Raw genomic sequence first — 16079 nt, forward strand, 5'->3', positions numbered from 1 at the left:
AAAGTGACGCTATTAATAGTGGAACGATCTTTGTATATTATTTGGTAAGTTTATTTTTAAAGTGGTTAATATGCGTTTATCTTCTCGTTGCTCAGTGTGGTCATTATCACTACTTACACTTTCTTTATTTAATATAAGCAATAGCTTAGCTGAAGAAAGCCCTGCAGCTGTGCCGCTGTATACTGAATCTGAGTTAATAGCTTTAATTAATGAGAACACTCATCTAGCGCGCGTAAAGGCAGATAATTGCCAGTTAGTGCAAGATATAGAAGCGCGAGCCAATAAAATGGCATTGCCATCATATCAATTCCTATACGGTGATATGCTCGCTTATAAAGTGTGTGTTGAGCGCGATGTTGCTTTAGGTGTGTATTACATGAAAAAAGCGGCTGAGCAGGGTTTAGCGGCTGCATTAGAGCAACTAGGTCGCTACTACGACGTTGGGCGGTTGGTCCAAAAAGACAAAGCCATGGCAATAACCTACTTACGTGAGGCGTCAGCGCAAGGCAATTTAAAAGCGCAGTTACGATTAGTTGGTTTGTTTAATCAAGGTTATGGTAGTCCAAGAGATTTTGAAGATGCTTATCGTTGGTTGTTTAACACCACGGTAGCTGATAAAGCGACACATAAAAAAATAGAGCGAGCATTAACTAAACTTGCTGAAAAAATGCCAGCCAGTGTCGTTACCCGCGCGCGATTACCTATGTAAAAAAGCGAGAGTGCTTTTGCCGCACTCTCGCTTTTTTTAGTTATTACTCGTCTTTTTTATTGTCTTTGACTTTGTTATTGGCAGGATCTTTTAATAGCGATATTTTAGGCGGTTGCAATGCAACTACTCGTTCACCCTCTTGTGGTGGCTTTTCCATATCACTAGTAAAAGGCCTCATTTTCACTGGAGCGTCTTCATCACTGTCTTTATCCCCTTTGAGAATAAACAGTGGAATTGCTTCAGGGTTCATTTCTAAATACTGCTGCCAGCTAAATTCTTCAGATATTCGTGTTGCACTCACTTTACCGCCTTTGGCAATAACGCTGCTTAAGCGTGCATATGCTCCGTTTTCACCAAACAGAATTTGTCGTGATAAGAACGTCGCGCTGTCTTTATTTGCTTTAGCATGTGATGAAGATGAGCGTAGTGAAAATACATTTTTTTCATTCAATAAATGAGAAAAATACTGCACCCCTAATGCGTTATGATGACGATTAGGTGAAAGCGCTAAAACACTGCGAATAGTGGTTAAAGGTAAATAGCGTTCAGCATGCTCAGATTGTGGATTACCGTAATAACAAGGCAAACCATCCATACGTGCCATTTTACAGTTTTCCCAAGCAGGATCTGATAAGTGAACGGGAATGTTTTGTTCCTTTAAACCACGAGCAATAGCACGAGATACGTGGTTGGCACCAATAATTAAAATAGTATTGGGGGAGGGCTGGCGCACCCCTAGCAACTTAGCAACAGGGATAGCCGTTAAGCTTTGCAGTACCACAGTGACGATAATAACCGTGAATATCAATGGCACCATTTTTTGTGCATCCGCTACACCGGCTTCTATCATACTTAACGCAAATACAGAGCCTACGGCTGCAGCAACTATACCGCGAGGCGCAATCCAAGCCAGCACCAAGCGAGACTTCATTGGTAAATCGGTGCCAAAGGTTGAAATAGCAATACACAACGGGCGCGCAATAAATAGCACAATAGCTAAAAATATAAACACGTCGCTGTCGAGCATCATTAAGTCAGATAGTTGTAATCTGGCAGCGAGTAAAATAAACAAGGTTGAGATCAAAATCATCGACAGATCTTCTTTAAACTCAAGCACCGAATCTATTTCTAGGTCATCTTGATTAGCTAACCAAATACCAAATACAGTCACGGCCAATAAGCCTGACTCATGACTTAAATGGTTTGAAATCGAAAAACTAATTAACACTAACGCTAAAATGCCAAATTTATGCAGCTCAAATGGCAACCATTCGCGGCGCATTAGTTGCGTTGTGATCCAACCCGAAACCACACCAATACTTAAACCAACCCCAACGGTTTTAACTAGTGCAATTATAGTGTGGCTAAGTACTTCACCCTGACCAACTAACATCACAGCTTCAAATACTAATACCGCAAATAAAGCGCCAATAGGATCTATGACTATGCCTTCCCAGCGTAAAATACGGTCAATATCTTGAGTGGGTCGCATTGAGTTAAGCAGTGGCGCAATAACCGTTGGTCCGGTTACAACAAGCACCGCGCCAAGTACTGCTGCGACTCGCCAATTTAGCTCTAATAACCAATAGGCGCTTAAGCTGATAACGATACAGGTCATAAGCATACCAATAGAGCAGAGGTTTCTTACGACTTTACTGATCCCTTTAAGCTCCCGAAAATGCAGCGTTAAAGACCCTTCAAATAAAATCACAGCGACGCTTAAAGACACCACAGGAAAAAGTAAATCGCCTAATAAGGCATCTGGATCTAATACGCCACTAAATGGTCCTAATAAAAGCCCAGTAAGCAACAAAAACAGAATAGCGGGTACTCTGAACGCCCAGGCGACCCATTGGGCTAGCACCGAACACAGTGCAATACCGGCTATATAAATTGCTGACATAGAGTAAAAACTCCTTAATATTAATAATGTTTAAAAGTATAACTGTTACCTACCAGTAATACAGTGGGTATACACGTGTAAATTCAATTTAGCTAATAAATAATACTTATTTATTTAGTGTTAACGTCATTTTCTAAAATGTTATCAAATTTATAGTCTATATAATTCATATTTATAGTAGTCTAACCACATGATACTTAATACAAAAAACACTAGCTTTAGTAGTGTTGACCTATTCAGCTTGAATTTTAGCCTTGATCTAAGCAGCTACTTTAACGTATTATGCTTAGTGTTCGAATAATTAGTTATCTAATCAAGTTTGTAGTTTAAATACTAAATTATGTTAGATATAAACATCTTAACTCTCTTACTGGTTGTTTTTGCTTTGTTTTGTTATATTTGAACACACAATATCATTTACCGTACTCTTTGGTATGGTTTTGCTCAAAGTGTTTATTTGCTCAATGCAGATAAATAAAAGTTTGAGTTGAACTATTACCTTTCAATATTTAATCCCCATCGTGGCGATTAAATCTCGGTCCTTAAGTCATCACCCTATCTGTTGGTGTACCAGACTTAAGAGGCTCTATGTATGTTGTTAATAAAAAGGCCGCACACAGCTTTTTACAGCGATACATAAACAACACTTTATATTTTTTTAGTTAGTACGATCCGATTTATTTTTTGGGTTAATACTATTTATTTTTTGCATCTCAATTTAAAACGCTAGTTTTAGAGACGGTGTACGTGTGTGTAAAAAGTGTGGGCAATGATAAATAAATTCGACGCTGTGTTTATAAACATGGCGACCTGGTTTCATTCATCTATGTGATGAATACAAATTAAATGGAAAGTTGAGCACTTATGCAAAAGTTAAATTGGCGACGTATCGTACTTAAAGTGGGCAGTGCCTTAATTGCACCCGATCAAGATGGCTGTCGTTCACGTTATTTATTAACCATCGCACAGTTTATTGTCCGCTGTCGCGCACGTGGAATTGAGGTTATTTTAGTTTCATCTGGTTCTGTAGCGGCTGGCTCACATTTATTTCCATCAGACCAACCTCGTTCAGTGGTAATGAAAAAAGCGATGGCTGCAGCAGGGCAAACAGAAATGATGGCCATGTGGGATCGTTTCTTTGATTTTCCATCAGCACAGCTATTATTAACTCATGGTGATTTACGTGACCGTGAGCGTTACCAGAGTATCCGTGAAACCGTATTTACATTGCTAGAACACGGCGTGCTACCTATCATTAATGAAAATGATGCAGTAACAACAGATGATTTAAAAGTGGGTGATAACGATAATTTATCAGCCATGGTTGCAGCAGCTGCTGATGCAGATGCATTAATGATTTTCTCTGATGTAGATGGCTTGTATGATAAAAACCCAAATCTGCATGACGATGCCGTATTATTGCCTGAAATAAAATCAATTGATGATTCTATTTATGCTATGGCAGGATGTGCTACCAGTGCGGTAGGTACAGGTGGTATGAAAACCAAGATTGAAGCGGCAGAGAAAGCCACTTCACATGGTATTGCAACTTACATTATTAATGGCTTTAAAGAAGAAACCTTTACTCGCTTGTTAGCCGGTGAAAACCCAGGTAGCGTATTCTTGCCTTATGAAAAACCAATGCAAGATTCTATTCACTGGATGACACATACCGCCAATGAGCAGGGGGAAGTCGTTGTTGAAGGGTCATTTGATGACTCATTAGAAGGTGAAGACGGTTGCTTACGTGGCGATGAGATCAGAGAAGTACATGGCGAGTTTGCTGTGGGCGATACGATCTTAGTTCGCAGTGAAGATGGTACGCGTTTAGCTAAAGCCACAGCAAATTACAGTAGCTGCTTGTTAAACTTTATTGCAGATAACGAGCAGAGTGAATTCAGCGAAAAAATGCAGGATTCAATTGGACCAATTATTTCAGAAAAAGATATCGCATTATTGGAGAAGTCATGAGTTTAATTACGGATATATCACGCCAGGCAGCAAAGGCTGCACATACACTTGCTTTACTCGATACCGAGACTAAAAACAAAGTGTTAACCGATATGGCAGCGGCATTAAGAGAGCAAAAAGAATTTATAATCAAAGAAAATGAAAGTGACCTAAGCGCAGCACGCGACAATAATTTAGCAGCATCAATGATAGACCGTTTAACATTGAATGATGAGCGTATTGAAGCCATGGCTGAGGGTATCGAAGTGATTGTTTCATTAGATGATCCTGTTGGCCAGTTACGTGACATTACTGAACGCCCAAATGGTATTAAAATTCGTAAAATGCGTGTACCACTTGGCGTAGTATGTATGATTTATGAAGCGCGTCCTAATGTAACGGCTGACGCAGGTGCATTGTGCTTTAAATCAGGTAACGGTGTTATTTTACGCGGTGGTAAAGAAGCGCTGAAAAGCTCACAAGCCATTGCCAGTGTAATGCATAGCGTGCTTACAAAACATGGTCTACCAACTGCGCTAATTTCAGTGATTCCTGATCCTGACCGTGCTTTACTAATGGAATTGATGCAACAACGCGATAGCATAGACTTAATCATCCCTCGTGGTGGTGAAGGCCTAATTAACTATGTTACTGAAAACAGCACAATCCCTGTTATTCAGCATTTTAAAGGCGTTTGTCATTTATATGTAGATAAAGATGCTGATTTAGAAGTAGCATTAAATTTACTGCTTAATGGTAAGACTCAGCGTACTGGTGTATGTAATGCACTTGAGGGTTTAGTGGTACACCAAGATGTAGCTGATGAGTTTTTAAATCTGTGTGCAGTTGTACTTCGTCAAGAAGGTGTAAAAATTAATGCTGACGCCAAAGCGGCTGAATATTTTGATAATGCCACTGTACTTGCTGATAACGAATTTGGTGAAGAGTACTTAGACTTAGAGTTAGCAATTCGTATTGTGCCAAGTTTTGATGCAGCCGTTGAGCACATTGCTCAATTCGGTTCAAATCATACTGAAGTTATCTGTACTAAGGACGATGCGGCGGCAGAGTTATTCCAACGTAGTGTTGATGCGTCGGTTGTTATGGTTAATGCGTCATCACGCTTTTCTGATGGCTCACAACTAGGCTTAGGTGCAGAGATTGGTATTGCAACGACTAAGTTACATGCTTATGGCCCTATGGGACTTGAGTCATTAACCACTGAAAAATATTTAGTTAATGGTGTTGGTCAAGTTCGCGAATAACTAACCCAACTCAATAAATAATAAAAATGCCGGGCTTTGCTCGGCATTTTTGATCTCGATTTAGCAAAATTAAACACTTAAGCAAACAAAGAGATTAAAAAATACAAAGCATTATTAACAGAGAAGTTTATTTAGAATATAAAAGTAAGGATATTACTTAAAGGAGAGGGTAGGAAAGTGGTGGAGCTAAGCAGGATCGAACTGCTGACCTCCTGCGTGCAAGGCAGGCGCTCTCCCAGCTGAGCTATAGCCCCACATTCCTAATTTACATGTACTGTAAATGCTTAAGTGCTGAGTCTTAAGCGGGGTGAACTTTAAATATTTTTACGTTTTCGGTCAAGTATTTTTTCACAAATTTTTCCGTTTTAACTAATTTTTGTTAAACTCAGCCTCAATATTTACTAAAACGACAATACATAATGAAAAAATACGCTTTAGTTTTCATGATTTTCCTTTTTGGCTGTGCCAGCTCGGTAGATGAGCCTCCCTATGAAATTAATAATCAACAATTTTATGACACCGTTGATGATCAAGGTAACAAGCTTTTTGCCTATGTGGTCTCTGTAAAGGCTAAGAGCCGTGAGCAAATTAATATTAATAAAAAGCTAACCCGAAGCGATGTAAAGCGTTTTGCCGAACAAGAGCACTTTGAAGAGTCGAGCGTGCTCAAGTTGCAATTAGAAGATCAAGCGGTAGAGTTTCTCAATAAAGAGCTTGCACAACGTAACTATTGTGCAGATAAGCATGAAATAAACGAAGTGCTATGGCGAGATTTAAGTGTGCAATTAAGAGGGCGTTGTTTGTAGTATGTTAGCAGATAAACAAAAATTAGCGGCGGTGTTAGCCCAACTTGATATTAACTATGATGTGATTGAGCATCCAGCGTTGCATGGTAGCTTAGATGCTGACGAGCTTATGGTGAATCGCCCAGGAACACGTTTAAAAAATCTATTTTTGCGAGATAACGAAGGTAAGCGCCATTTTTTAGTGATCACCGCGCATGATAAACAACTCGATTTAAAATCGTTGTCTAAACAGCAAGGCCTATCGCGTTTAGGGTTTGCCTCTAATGAGCGCTTGGCTAAGTACTTAAAAGTTGCACCAGGTTGTGTGTCAATGCTCAGCTTAATGAACGATAAGCAACGAGATGTAACGCTTTGGCTTGATCAGGATATTTGGTTTGGCGATTTATTTCATTGCCATCCATTTGAAAACACCCAAACGTGGTTATTAACTAAGCCTGATTTACTGCGTTTTTTTGATTTTACTGAACATCAGCCGCGGGTGATGTTTTTACCCTCGCGCTGAGCCCACAAAATAAGACCCAGCCCACATAAGCAAACCGCAAGAAGTGTTGCCATAAATGCGGTTTGCCCGTGTGCTTGATAAACCACCCCAGGTAATAACGATCCTAGTGCGCCACCGCTATAATAAAATGACACGTAACAACCATTAGTAACACTCGGTGGAGCGTGACTAATTTTATTAACCAATGGTGCCGCTGTTGAATGAATTACAAACATAGCGCCACAAAAGAGTGTGAATGCAATTAAAAACAACATCAGTGAATGACTCATTAATAACACAATACTGAGGTTATAAAACAGGAATACCGCTGCCAACAAGCGCCAAGCTGAGGTCATTTTTTTTAATAACCACGGGGTAAAAATAGAAGCTAACGCGCCAATTAAATAACCGCTATAAACTAAGCCAATGTCGCGAGTGTTATTAATTAAAAAGGTCTTTTTTAAAATAAAAGGCAAGTAGTTTAATAGCGCTGCAAAGCAAAAAAACATACAAAATATGGCACCATAAAGCTTAAGTGCCGAGCCTTCTTTAAGTTGTTTCATATAATCTAAAGGTGATAACACCTCACTAGAGCGACTCAAAACAAAGCGTTTATGGGGAATGCTAAGCGCGAGTATTATCAACATGGCAGCAATTAAGTAATAAAAACTTTGCCATGACCACAAGTCGCTAAAGAGCGCAGCCAATACTCGGCCAAAATAACCACCGACAATAGTACTACCAATATAAAGAGTCATATTTTTTTGTAATGTATCGGCTTGATAGCTCATACCAATATAACTGGTCATTGCGGTTAAAGCGGCAGGTAAAGTTAACCCTTGTAAAAACCGAACAAGTAATAGTAGCTCAAAACTAGGGGCATAAATAAATAATAAACAGCCGACACCGAGTAAGAACATTGCGATGCGTAAAATTAATAATGGGTTTCGCTTGGCTAGAAACAACCCATACACCAAAGGGGCAATGGCTAAAGGCAGCATAGTGGCAGTCATTAAGCTGCCTGCAATGGCAGGCGCTACATTAAATTCGGTGGCAAATAAACTTAATAATGGCTGTGGTGCGTATAAGACAAAAAAAATAAAAACAGAACAAAGGAGTAAGTGAGATAAGCGCATTGACTGCCGTTAACATTGCTTATTAGTTGAGTCGCATTATATACAAAACTGCTAGGGTTTTCATAAATTAACCTTTATTGCGCTAAATCATGCTTTGTTTTCAGTAGTTTGTTAGATTAATACCAATAGCGCTGTTATTTACGCTCGTTGGTGATTAAAATAGCATTAATATTCGTTTTTAGTGGGAACACGCCATGGGGTCACTACAAGAGCAATTGCTCCAAGCTGGTTTAACAACATCACATAAAGCCAAAGTTGCTAAATCAGAAAAGCGCAAGCAACAGAAAAAGCAAAAGAAGGGAGCGACAAGCAACCCAAATGATTTGCAAAAGCATATTCAGCAAACCAAGCTTGAGCAGCAGCAAAAAGCCGAAGAGCTTAACAAAACGCGCCAAGAAGAATTAAAGCAACGCGAGCAGGTAGCCCGTGTTAAGCAAATTTTAGAGCATCACAATCAAGAGTCAATTCGCGGTGAGCGTACCTTTAACTTTACTTATGAAAATAAAGTAAAGGGCCTTGATGTGAATGAGCAAACGCAAAAGGCGCTTTCGGGCGGACGTTTAGCAATTTGTGTATTAGAAGGCCAGTTTTACGTATTAGAAGACGAGCCTGCACGCAAAGTGGCTGAGGTTGATGAAAAGTATATTGTGTTTCATGTTGAACCTGAGAACAAAGCCAAGGACGAAGACGATCCGTACGCTGACTTTGAAGTACCAGACGATCTTATTTGGTAAGGTGTTATTAAGTATCTGCTCAGCTAAGGCAAGCTAATATTTGTTTTATGAGGGATACACGTATTTGTTCTGATTGATCGTCAAACCTTATCAAGGACGTATGCTTTTTAAAGATTTATTGACTACAATTATCACAACCGTTTTTTTAACCGTAAAAAAGAAGAGTAAATACAATGAGCAAGATAAAAACACTTTTATTAGGCGCGGGTATTGGTTTAGCCGCAAGTTTTTCATTTTCAGCCGCCGCTGCTGATGGCGCTGCACTTTACACCGCTAAAAACTGTCAAACATGTCATGGTGCAGATGGTAAAGCACCTATCATGGCGATGTACCCTAAGCTAAATGGTCAAAACAAAGAGTATTTAGTAGCGCAAATGAAAGACATTAAGTCAGGCGCTCGTAACAACGGTATGTCTATGGCAATGAAAGCAATGGTTGCGACTGTGACTGATGAAGAGTTTGAAGCGATTGCCGATTACCTATCAAAAGTACAATAATCGCTAACGAGACCTTAAAAGAGCCACACCTTTGTGTGGCTTTTTTATTTGGTGATTGCCATCATGCGAATACTCATTTAGACTTCTAAACATCTACAATCACTAGCGCTATGCTGTGTTTTAAAAGGCTTGTTATGTTTGATTTACCCCAGCTCGATTTAAAAAATAAAGTATCAGAACAAGAGTGGCAACTACGTGTTGATTTAGCCGCATGTTATCGATTAGTTGACCATTTTCGTTGGGGGGATTTAATCTATACGCACCTTTCTGCTCGCCTACCAGGTACGGATCATTATTTAGTAAACGCGTTCGGTTTAACGTTTGATGAGATCACTGCATCTAACTTAGTTAAAGTTGATTTAAATGGCCACATTATTGACGACACTCCTTTTGATATTAACCCTGCAGGGTTCACCATTCACAGTGCCATTCATGAAGTACGCGAGGATGCCCATTGCGTAATACACCTACACACTAAAGAAACCATTGCAGTTGCAACACAAAAAGAAGGGCTGTTACCGTTAAGTCAGTATTCGATGTTTTCATTACCCTCTCTGTCATACCATGGTTATGAAGGCCTAGCGGTGAATGATGATGAGCGTAAACGCCTGCAAACAGATTTAGGTAGCACCAATCATATGCTATTGGTGAATCATGGCGGCTTAACGGTAGGGCCAACAGTAGGTGATGCGTTTATGCGCTTTTATGACCTTCAACGTGCCTGTGAAATACAGTTAGCTATTCAATCAAGTGCACAAGAAGCGATTGCAGTACCACAAGCTATTATTGATAACATTTATAATCAAGCGAACGTTGTTCACAGCGGCAGTACTGGTGGGCAGCTAGCATGGCCTGCCATGTTACGAAAAGCGTATCGTCTTGACCCAAGTTTTGCAAAATAACCGATAAAGGTTAATAAGGAATTTTTTATGAAAGTAAATCGCGTTGAAGTCTTTGACATTCATTGTCCTGAGCGTCCTGCATGGACGCCGGTATTTGTTCGTATTCATACTGATGAAGGGATTAGCGGTGTAGGTGAAGCCGGCCTTGCGTATGACTTAGGTCACAGTGCTGCCGCTGCGATGATCAAAGAAATGGCAGATGCCTTTTTAATTGGCCATGACCCGTTTCAAACTGAAAAACTATGGTCACGTATGTTGCGTGAAAGCTTTTGGGGTTTAGGCGGTGGGCCGGTGGTTTATGCTGCAATGAGTGCGATTGATACTGCGCTTTGGGATATAAAAGGTAAAGCATTGGGTTTACCTGTTTATCAGTTGCTTGGTGGTAAAGTTAACGACAAACTACGTACTTATGCATCGCAGTTGCAGTTTGACTGGGACAGTGAGTTTAAAGCGCTGGTCCAGCCACAAGAATATGCCGAAGCGGCACTAAAAGCAGTAGCTGAAGGTTATGACGCGGTAAAGGTTGACCCAATTCAATACGATAAAGATGGCAATACCTACTATGACCGCACAAATATTATTTCTCGCCCAGAGATGAAACTATACCGTGCCCGTATGCAAGCTATTCGTGAAGCAGTAGGTGACGAAGTCGACATTATTTTTGAATGCCACAGTTTACCTGGTGCGACATCTGCAATTCAAATTGGTGAGATTGCAGAAGAATTTGATTGTATGTATTTTGAAGAGCCGGTGAATTATTTAAACCACTCATTACATGCCAAAGTGGCTGATAAAGTGGCTGTGCCTATTGCAGGCGGCGAGCGCTTATATAACCGTTGGGGCGTGCGTCCATATTTAGAAGATCAAAGCATTGATGTACTACAGCCAGATATTGGTTTATGTGGTGGCTTTACTGAAACTAAAAAAGTATGTGATTACGCAGATATTTTTGACGTGCGTATTCAGGCACACGTGTGTGGTGGGCCGGTTGCAACCGCGGCAGCATTACATTTAGAAACAGCAATCCCTAACTTTTTAATTCATGAACATCATACTTATGCGATTAAAAAGTGGAACAGAGAGCTGTGCTTACAAGATCCACAACCTAAAAATGGCTTTTTTGAAGTATCAGAAGAACCAGGTCTTGGGATTGAGCTTAACGATGAAATTGTAATGCGCTCACAACGTGTTGAGATAAAGTAAAAGCGTTTGTGTAATGCCCCGTTAATCGGGGTATTACCTGATTACTTTGAGGCGATTGTTAATGTTTAAGATGGCTTCACATTCGGTAGTATCATTAAATGAAACGAGTACAGCTCTCTCTAGCCATGATTCGCGGTCAATTATTTCTCCCCATTTAACGGAACCAAAAGATAAATAAAACTTAAAAGGTGGTACAGGCCACATAAATGCCAAATTAGGTTGGGTATTAACTAAGAATAACCCTGAACCCGAAAGCCCTATTCCAATACCTGCAGCAATGTGAGGGGATGTAGTTTTTGAGTTAGGTACTTCAGAATCACAGTTGATCGTTATTTGATCATTATTGCTTTTTTCAAGTTTGCTAAAACAGTAAGTTAGCTGCTTTTTATTATATTGTAATGTCGTACATCCTTTTTCAGGTGGGTTAATGTTAAGACATTGAGATGCAGCGGCGTTTATTTTAATGCTTCGACTTAATGATAAAAAATTAGGTTCCCTAACATCGCAAATAACGCCAGATTGTAAATGTCTTCCAGGTTGTGACCAAATAACATTGAAGATATCGCTCCATGAAAATCTTATCATCGTATTTGGTTCAGCATATTTGACCATCCATGCAAGTGTATAGAACGAACTATTTTGGGCTTGCTCTTCAGGTAAGGCCATAAAGACACAAAAACTAGTTGCATTGCTGGAGTTATTTTTAACTTTTAAAGTATAGTTAGTCATTGCTCTGGCACACCTTCCTAAAAGATATCAAGCCCACTTAATTGTAAATAATTCTGCAATATTAATTGGACGTGTTTCAAGGTCACCCTCTGTCGTGATCTGAGTTTGAGTACTCGCTGCAAGATTAACACCATAGGCTGGACTTCCTTTTTCAGGATTAAGCATATTCACAGGCTTAAAAGTAATGGTATGTTGATGCTCTTTAAATATATCGGGCTCTGTTGTACCCACTAGGTCACCAATATTATTCGAATCACCTGACATTTTACGTTGTTTGGCATTTTTATCTCTACCGGCTGAGTTATCCCAAGCACGGCTGAAATATCCTCTAAAATCAGGTAATAAAGAAAATTCACCTTGCTTGCCGAAGCGATAGTTAATAACCGAGTTTAGCCGTGTTTGATCACTGTTCAATGCAATTGGTATAGTACATAGAGGTAGTTCTTCTGCTGGTGCTTGTTCTGTTGCTACGTACTGCTTTCGCTCACCAATGACACCTGCAACAATACAAGGCAGACTAGCTAAAGCTATATAGCCCTTGTTTGCGAATATTTTTTTTACAGAAATAACGACAGACGGGGAAGAGCACGAAAGTTCAACAAAAACAGTTTTTGCATCCATTGCAATTTCTAATTCGGTAGATATATTGAGTTCTTGGCTGTTTTGGATTGTGTATGTTCTTTGGACATATGTAATACCGTCTGACAAGCAAAAGTGTAGCTCGCCTGTTCCTTTAACATTTAACTGTGCCACACAGCTAATGTGTTCAGAACATAGAGTTTCTTTCCATCTTGGAAACTCGTGAATATTTTGTCGAAAGCTCATTGTGGCGTTTTCTTCTGTACTGGTAACGATTCGACAGCCGTTATTTTCTGAACTAATTTGTGAACCATTACCTGGATCACTGTATATCCAGCCATCGGGGTGGTTATACTTAATAGGTTGTGTATTCGTTTGATTACTAAAATAACGAAAGTCGTAGTTATACACTAAGTTTTTTTGTTGCATTGCAAATAATAAACTATCTATATCATAAGTATGTTGATTATCTAGAGCAGCCATATTTGATTCCCTCCAATTAATGTGTGCGCCATTAATTAGCGCACACAAATTAGCATTAATTTAGTACTAAAACATTTTGGCTATTTAAGGTTGCGCTCTGCGTTAAAATTCCTTGATATGGAATTTCGAGAGCTCTGCCACTGTTCATGATTGTTTGCGTATCTAAAATTTCGCCAGTTTTGAAGTTACCAGCAACAAGGTAATATTTAGGCTTGGGTGTCCATGTTAAATTCATATTCGGTTGCGTACTGACTAAAAAAGTCCCCGCACCACTCATAGCAATACCGATACCTGCAGCAGCTGATGGAGTGGTGTTTGAATTAGGTACTGTCTCGTCACAATTTGTAAAAATACTGCCACTATTACCTTTTACAGGAGAGCTCATGTTAAAGGCATCATTAACATTGTCGTAGCCTAAAGTGACTGTATTCGCACCATCTAAATCAACTCGTTTTGATTGTGATGTTTTACAGATAACGCCAGGGCGAAGCTCTTGACCTGGTCTTGACCAAATTGCACTGTAGTCAATTTCCCAAGCAAATTCGGCAGTTGTTCCTTGATATGCATACTTGCTAAACCAAGCTAATGTGAATACATTACCGCCAACATCTAATGATGGCTTTTCTTGGAAAATTGCAAATCGTGTTGGGTTAGTTGAGTCGTTTTTAACTAATAATTTATAAATAGACATCCTCGTTTCCTTTTAGTTGTGTTACATCATGTAAGTAAGTGTGTACTTGGTATGTCAACCAAGTCACCAAAAGATAGGTCTTCTAATTAGAGATTGTTATTACGAAGTATTACCTGCACTGTGTAATACTTTGTTATGGAATATTTCTCCCTAGTATCTAGATTGAGAAAGGAAGAGTGACTTCCTATCAATTTAGATTGCAAAGGAGACAGTAATGAAATTAATTAATTCGGTTATCTATAGCAGCTTTATCAGTTACCTATTTATTTCTGCAACTCAGGCGGCTGCAGACCCAATATGTGATGTAACAGCACAATCTTTTGCTCATATTCAGCAAAGGCATTGCACTGCAGGTGTACAAGCCAGTCAATTTTTGCCTCAGTATTGTGCAACAATTCAAGATGCACAACAATTTTGCGAACAAGTACAAAATGCAACTAATAAATCACGAACAGTACAGCCTGATTCTCGTATTAGGTATGATGCTAACCTAGGGATGGTAGTTGGTACTCAGCAAGAGAAGTGCGCCCGCTTGATAATTAAGCCAAATGGAGAGGTTGTTACTCAGTTCCCTGAACTAAATGGTGCACCGGGAAACTGTTTTTAATGTCAATTTTGGAATAGATAATAATGAGAAAGGTCGTTCTATCATCTACAACATTTCATCTCGATGAGCCTGAATTTCAATGCTCTTTGACAGATGAGCTTTGGCATGATGGTTATGAGTATATAACTATGTTAAATGATGCTCCTATACTACAGCGGTTTTGGAAGCATCAATATGGCGTAGAGGCTGAAAATCCAATATCAGTTAGTATGCTTAATCAGCTTACTGAAGAGCTTGACAAGTGTATTGCTTGTTACCCTATGGAAGAGTCGCTTGTGGCATTTAGCCTTGAATTTAAATCATTGATAAATAAGGCTGTTCGCTACAATTGTTCGCTACAAATAATAGCTCAGTAATCGACCAGTGAATGGCTGTAGCTCAGCTCGTTGCCACAGCCATTTCTTAATTTTTAGGCTCTGTTGATTCACAATTCGCCCCCTTTACAATTGTAAAGCACGTCCCTGCAAAACGAACTTTACCTCGTTTACGTTCAATCAAAATATCAGCAGATAATATATTATTGAAAGAGTCCATAAACTGTTTTCGCGCACGGTGGATCTGAATATTGACATGGCTCTCATTAATACCGAGATCGCGTGCTAATTTCTTAACTTGTACCCAGCCCTGTACATCAGGCTCAAATTTATTTTTGATATCAGTCAATTTATTTCGAGCCAGCAATAAAGTAAGATAGTGGTGAGAGCGAACATCTAGGTCAACTAATTTATTATGTTGCCTTATTTTTAATTCGGTTTGCTCTTCATCTAAGCTTAAATTGAACATAAATTTAAGGTTATTAATAGACGTAGGACTTAAATTCAGCGTGTTTTCTTGTGATGCCATTTCTGCTTGAAAAAACTGCCACTGCTGTTCTGCGATTATTATTATTTGGCCATCTTTTAAGAGTGTTAATTGGTGAGTTTCTGTATTTTCATAACACCAAGAGAGTCTCTCAGGGTCGTAATAAATAACAGCTTTGGGGTGTTGGCTATCGGGTAAAAAATGATAAGGTTCGAGCAACATACAATGTGTATTTGTTCCATTGACCGGTAGTAAAAGGTCTCTTGGTGGATCGATAGAAGTTAACTGGTAATCTAAGTTATTTATTTCTGAAAAGCTGATACGATCATTTAGGGCTAATACGGAATTGGTTTGCTTATCAAGTCGTTTACCGTTTAGCCAAATACCATTTTTGCTTAAATCACGAATGTACCAGTGTGGTTTAACCCACTCTATTACAGCATGAATACGTGTCACTTCTGGGTAGTTTAATAAGGTGTCAACAGAGTGGGCTAGCCGACCAAAACGATGAAAGTCGCGCAGATAAAAGCTCATATTTGAGTTTAACTTAGTCAGTATAGCCATACAGCTCTCTTTTGGTCTTTTAGTAAATAATATTACACT

17 protein-coding genes and 1 tRNA gene are annotated in these 16079 nt (G+C 39.3%); 11 read left to right on the top strand and 7 right to left on the bottom strand.

The window, feature by feature from the left end; translation table 11 throughout:
• Positions 1-70: 70 nt before the first annotated feature.
• A complete protein-coding gene (locus QL989_RS04330) occupies positions 71-709 on the top strand; it encodes a tetratricopeptide repeat protein (protein ID WP_290168533.1) in 639 nt (212 codons plus the stop codon).
• Between the two features lie 43 nt (positions 710-752).
• Here the strand turns inward: QL989_RS04330 and QL989_RS04335 are convergent, their stop codons facing one another.
• Positions 753-2612 (bottom strand): sodium:proton antiporter, encoded by a 1860-nt coding sequence (locus QL989_RS04335; RefSeq protein ID WP_290168536.1) that lies wholly within the window; start codon positions 2610-2612, stop codon positions 753-755.
• 864 nt (positions 2613-3476) lie between these two features.
• On the opposite strand from QL989_RS04335, the gene proB reads away from it, so the two are divergent.
• Complete coding sequence (proB, locus tag QL989_RS04340; RefSeq protein WP_010391693.1) at positions 3477-4583, top strand: glutamate 5-kinase; 1107 nt, start codon at positions 3477-3479, stop codon at positions 4581-4583.
• Positions 4580-5827, top strand: coding sequence for a glutamate-5-semialdehyde dehydrogenase (locus QL989_RS04345; protein ID WP_010391694.1), 1248 nt, complete (start codon positions 4580-4582; stop codon positions 5825-5827). Before proB ends, QL989_RS04345 begins: the two co-directional genes overlap by 4 nt.
• A 178-nt stretch (positions 5828-6005) precedes the next feature.
• Here QL989_RS04345 and QL989_RS04350 read toward each other — a convergent pair.
• Positions 6006-6081 (bottom strand) — tRNA-Ala (locus QL989_RS04350).
• 165 nt (positions 6082-6246) lie between these two features.
• Between QL989_RS04350 and QL989_RS04355 the strand changes: the two genes are divergently transcribed.
• Both QL989_RS04355 and QL989_RS04360 read left to right on the top strand, forming a co-directional pair.
• Positions 6247-6633, top strand: a complete 387-nt coding sequence (locus tag QL989_RS04355) for a hypothetical protein (RefSeq protein WP_138622667.1) — start codon at positions 6247-6249, stop codon at positions 6631-6633.
• A gap of 1 nt (position 6634) precedes the next feature.
• Positions 6635-7135: a prolyl-tRNA synthetase associated domain-containing protein gene (locus QL989_RS04360; RefSeq protein ID WP_055012388.1), complete on the top strand. Its 501-nt coding sequence runs from the start codon at positions 6635-6637 to the stop codon at positions 7133-7135.
• Here QL989_RS04360 and QL989_RS04365 read toward each other — a convergent pair.
• Entirely contained in the window at positions 7102-8250 is a 1149-nt protein-coding gene (locus QL989_RS04365; protein WP_290168544.1) for an MFS transporter, read from the bottom strand. The genes QL989_RS04360 and QL989_RS04365 overlap by 34 nt on opposite strands.
• 194 nt (positions 8251-8444) lie before the next feature.
• Here QL989_RS04365 and QL989_RS04370 point away from each other — a divergent pair, with 194 nt between their 5' ends.
• The 4 genes from QL989_RS04370 (at position 8445) to QL989_RS04385 (ending at position 11586) form a co-directional block, all read left to right on the top strand.
• A complete protein-coding gene (locus QL989_RS04370; RefSeq protein ID WP_036980338.1) occupies positions 8445-8984 on the top strand; it encodes a DUF2058 domain-containing protein in 540 nt (179 codons plus the stop codon).
• Positions 8985-9157: 173 nt separating this feature from the next.
• Positions 9158-9481, top strand: coding sequence for a c-type cytochrome (locus QL989_RS04375; RefSeq protein WP_036980337.1), 324 nt, complete (start codon positions 9158-9160; stop codon positions 9479-9481).
• 134 nt (positions 9482-9615) lie between these two features.
• Complete coding sequence (locus QL989_RS04380) at positions 9616-10383, top strand: class II aldolase/adducin family protein (RefSeq protein WP_290168548.1); 768 nt, start codon at positions 9616-9618, stop codon at positions 10381-10383.
• Between the two features lie 27 nt (positions 10384-10410).
• Positions 10411-11586, top strand: a complete 1176-nt coding sequence (locus QL989_RS04385; RefSeq protein WP_054202652.1) for a mandelate racemase/muconate lactonizing enzyme family protein — start codon at positions 10411-10413, stop codon at positions 11584-11586.
• 33 nt (positions 11587-11619) lie between these two features.
• Here the strand turns inward: QL989_RS04385 and QL989_RS04390 are convergent, their stop codons facing one another.
• Genes QL989_RS04390 through QL989_RS04400 form a run of 3 tightly spaced genes read right to left on the bottom strand, consistent with a single transcriptional unit; the run spans position 11620 to position 14068 of the window.
• Positions 11620-12315 carry a hypothetical protein gene (locus QL989_RS04390; protein WP_290168551.1) on the bottom strand — a complete coding sequence of 232 codons (696 nt, stop codon included), beginning with the start codon at positions 12313-12315 and terminating at the stop codon, positions 11620-11622.
• A 27-nt stretch (positions 12316-12342) separates the two neighbouring features.
• Positions 12343-13377: a hypothetical protein gene (locus tag QL989_RS04395; protein WP_138604960.1), complete on the bottom strand. Its 1035-nt coding sequence runs from the start codon at positions 13375-13377 to the stop codon at positions 12343-12345.
• A 55-nt stretch (positions 13378-13432) separates the two neighbouring features.
• Positions 13433-14068, bottom strand: a complete 636-nt coding sequence (locus QL989_RS04400) for a hypothetical protein (protein WP_138604959.1) — start codon at positions 14066-14068, stop codon at positions 13433-13435.
• A gap of 214 nt (positions 14069-14282) precedes the next feature.
• Here QL989_RS04400 and QL989_RS04405 point away from each other — a divergent pair, with 214 nt between their 5' ends.
• Both QL989_RS04405 and QL989_RS04410 read left to right on the top strand, forming a co-directional pair.
• Positions 14283-14675: a hypothetical protein gene (locus QL989_RS04405; RefSeq protein WP_138604958.1), complete on the top strand. Its 393-nt coding sequence runs from the start codon at positions 14283-14285 to the stop codon at positions 14673-14675.
• 23 nt (positions 14676-14698) lie between these two features.
• Positions 14699-15031: a hypothetical protein gene (locus QL989_RS04410; RefSeq protein WP_178956673.1), complete on the top strand. Its 333-nt coding sequence runs from the start codon at positions 14699-14701 to the stop codon at positions 15029-15031.
• A 46-nt stretch (positions 15032-15077) separates the two neighbouring features.
• Here the strand turns inward: QL989_RS04410 and QL989_RS04415 are convergent, their stop codons facing one another.
• A complete protein-coding gene (locus tag QL989_RS04415; protein ID WP_178956672.1) occupies positions 15078-16040 on the bottom strand; it encodes an FHA domain-containing protein in 963 nt (320 codons plus the stop codon).
• Positions 16041-16079: the final 39 nt, after the last annotated feature.

It is taken from the genome of Pseudoalteromonas sp. APC 3224 (assembly GCF_030407535.1).
GTDB lineage: Bacteria > Pseudomonadota > Gammaproteobacteria > Enterobacterales > Alteromonadaceae > Pseudoalteromonas.

Excerpts from the sequence above, each read along its gene's own strand:
- QL989_RS04330 (WP_290168533.1), top strand. The coding sequence starts at position 71 with ATGCGTTTATCTTCTCGTTGCTCAGTGTGGTCATTATCACTACTTACA.
- QL989_RS04335 (WP_290168536.1), bottom strand. The coding sequence starts at position 2,612 with ATGTCAGCAATTTATATAGCCGGTATTGCACTGTGTTCGGTGCTAGCC.
- proB (WP_010391693.1), top strand. The coding sequence starts at position 3,477 with ATGCAAAAGTTAAATTGGCGACGTATCGTACTTAAAGTGGGCAGTGCC.
- QL989_RS04345 (WP_010391694.1), top strand. The coding sequence starts at position 4,580 with ATGAGTTTAATTACGGATATATCACGCCAGGCAGCAAAGGCTGCACAT.
- QL989_RS04355 (WP_138622667.1), top strand. The coding sequence starts at position 6,247 with ATGAAAAAATACGCTTTAGTTTTCATGATTTTCCTTTTTGGCTGTGCC.
- QL989_RS04360 (WP_055012388.1), top strand. The coding sequence starts at position 6,635 with ATGTTAGCAGATAAACAAAAATTAGCGGCGGTGTTAGCCCAACTTGAT.
- QL989_RS04365 (WP_290168544.1), bottom strand. The coding sequence starts at position 8,250 with ATGCGCTTATCTCACTTACTCCTTTGTTCTGTTTTTATTTTTTTTGTC.
- QL989_RS04370 (WP_036980338.1), top strand. The coding sequence starts at position 8,445 with ATGGGGTCACTACAAGAGCAATTGCTCCAAGCTGGTTTAACAACATCA.
- QL989_RS04375 (WP_036980337.1), top strand. The coding sequence starts at position 9,158 with ATGAGCAAGATAAAAACACTTTTATTAGGCGCGGGTATTGGTTTAGCC.
- QL989_RS04380 (WP_290168548.1), top strand. The coding sequence starts at position 9,616 with ATGTTTGATTTACCCCAGCTCGATTTAAAAAATAAAGTATCAGAACAA.
- QL989_RS04385 (WP_054202652.1), top strand. The coding sequence starts at position 10,411 with ATGAAAGTAAATCGCGTTGAAGTCTTTGACATTCATTGTCCTGAGCGT.
- QL989_RS04390 (WP_290168551.1), bottom strand. The coding sequence starts at position 12,315 with ATGACTAACTATACTTTAAAAGTTAAAAATAACTCCAGCAATGCAACT.
- QL989_RS04395 (WP_138604960.1), bottom strand. The coding sequence starts at position 13,377 with ATGGCTGCTCTAGATAATCAACATACTTATGATATAGATAGTTTATTA.
- QL989_RS04400 (WP_138604959.1), bottom strand. The coding sequence starts at position 14,068 with ATGTCTATTTATAAATTATTAGTTAAAAACGACTCAACTAACCCAACA.
- QL989_RS04405 (WP_138604958.1), top strand. The coding sequence starts at position 14,283 with ATGAAATTAATTAATTCGGTTATCTATAGCAGCTTTATCAGTTACCTA.
- QL989_RS04410 (WP_178956673.1), top strand. The coding sequence starts at position 14,699 with ATGAGAAAGGTCGTTCTATCATCTACAACATTTCATCTCGATGAGCCT.
- QL989_RS04415 (WP_178956672.1), bottom strand. The coding sequence starts at position 16,040 with ATGGCTATACTGACTAAGTTAAACTCAAATATGAGCTTTTATCTGCGC.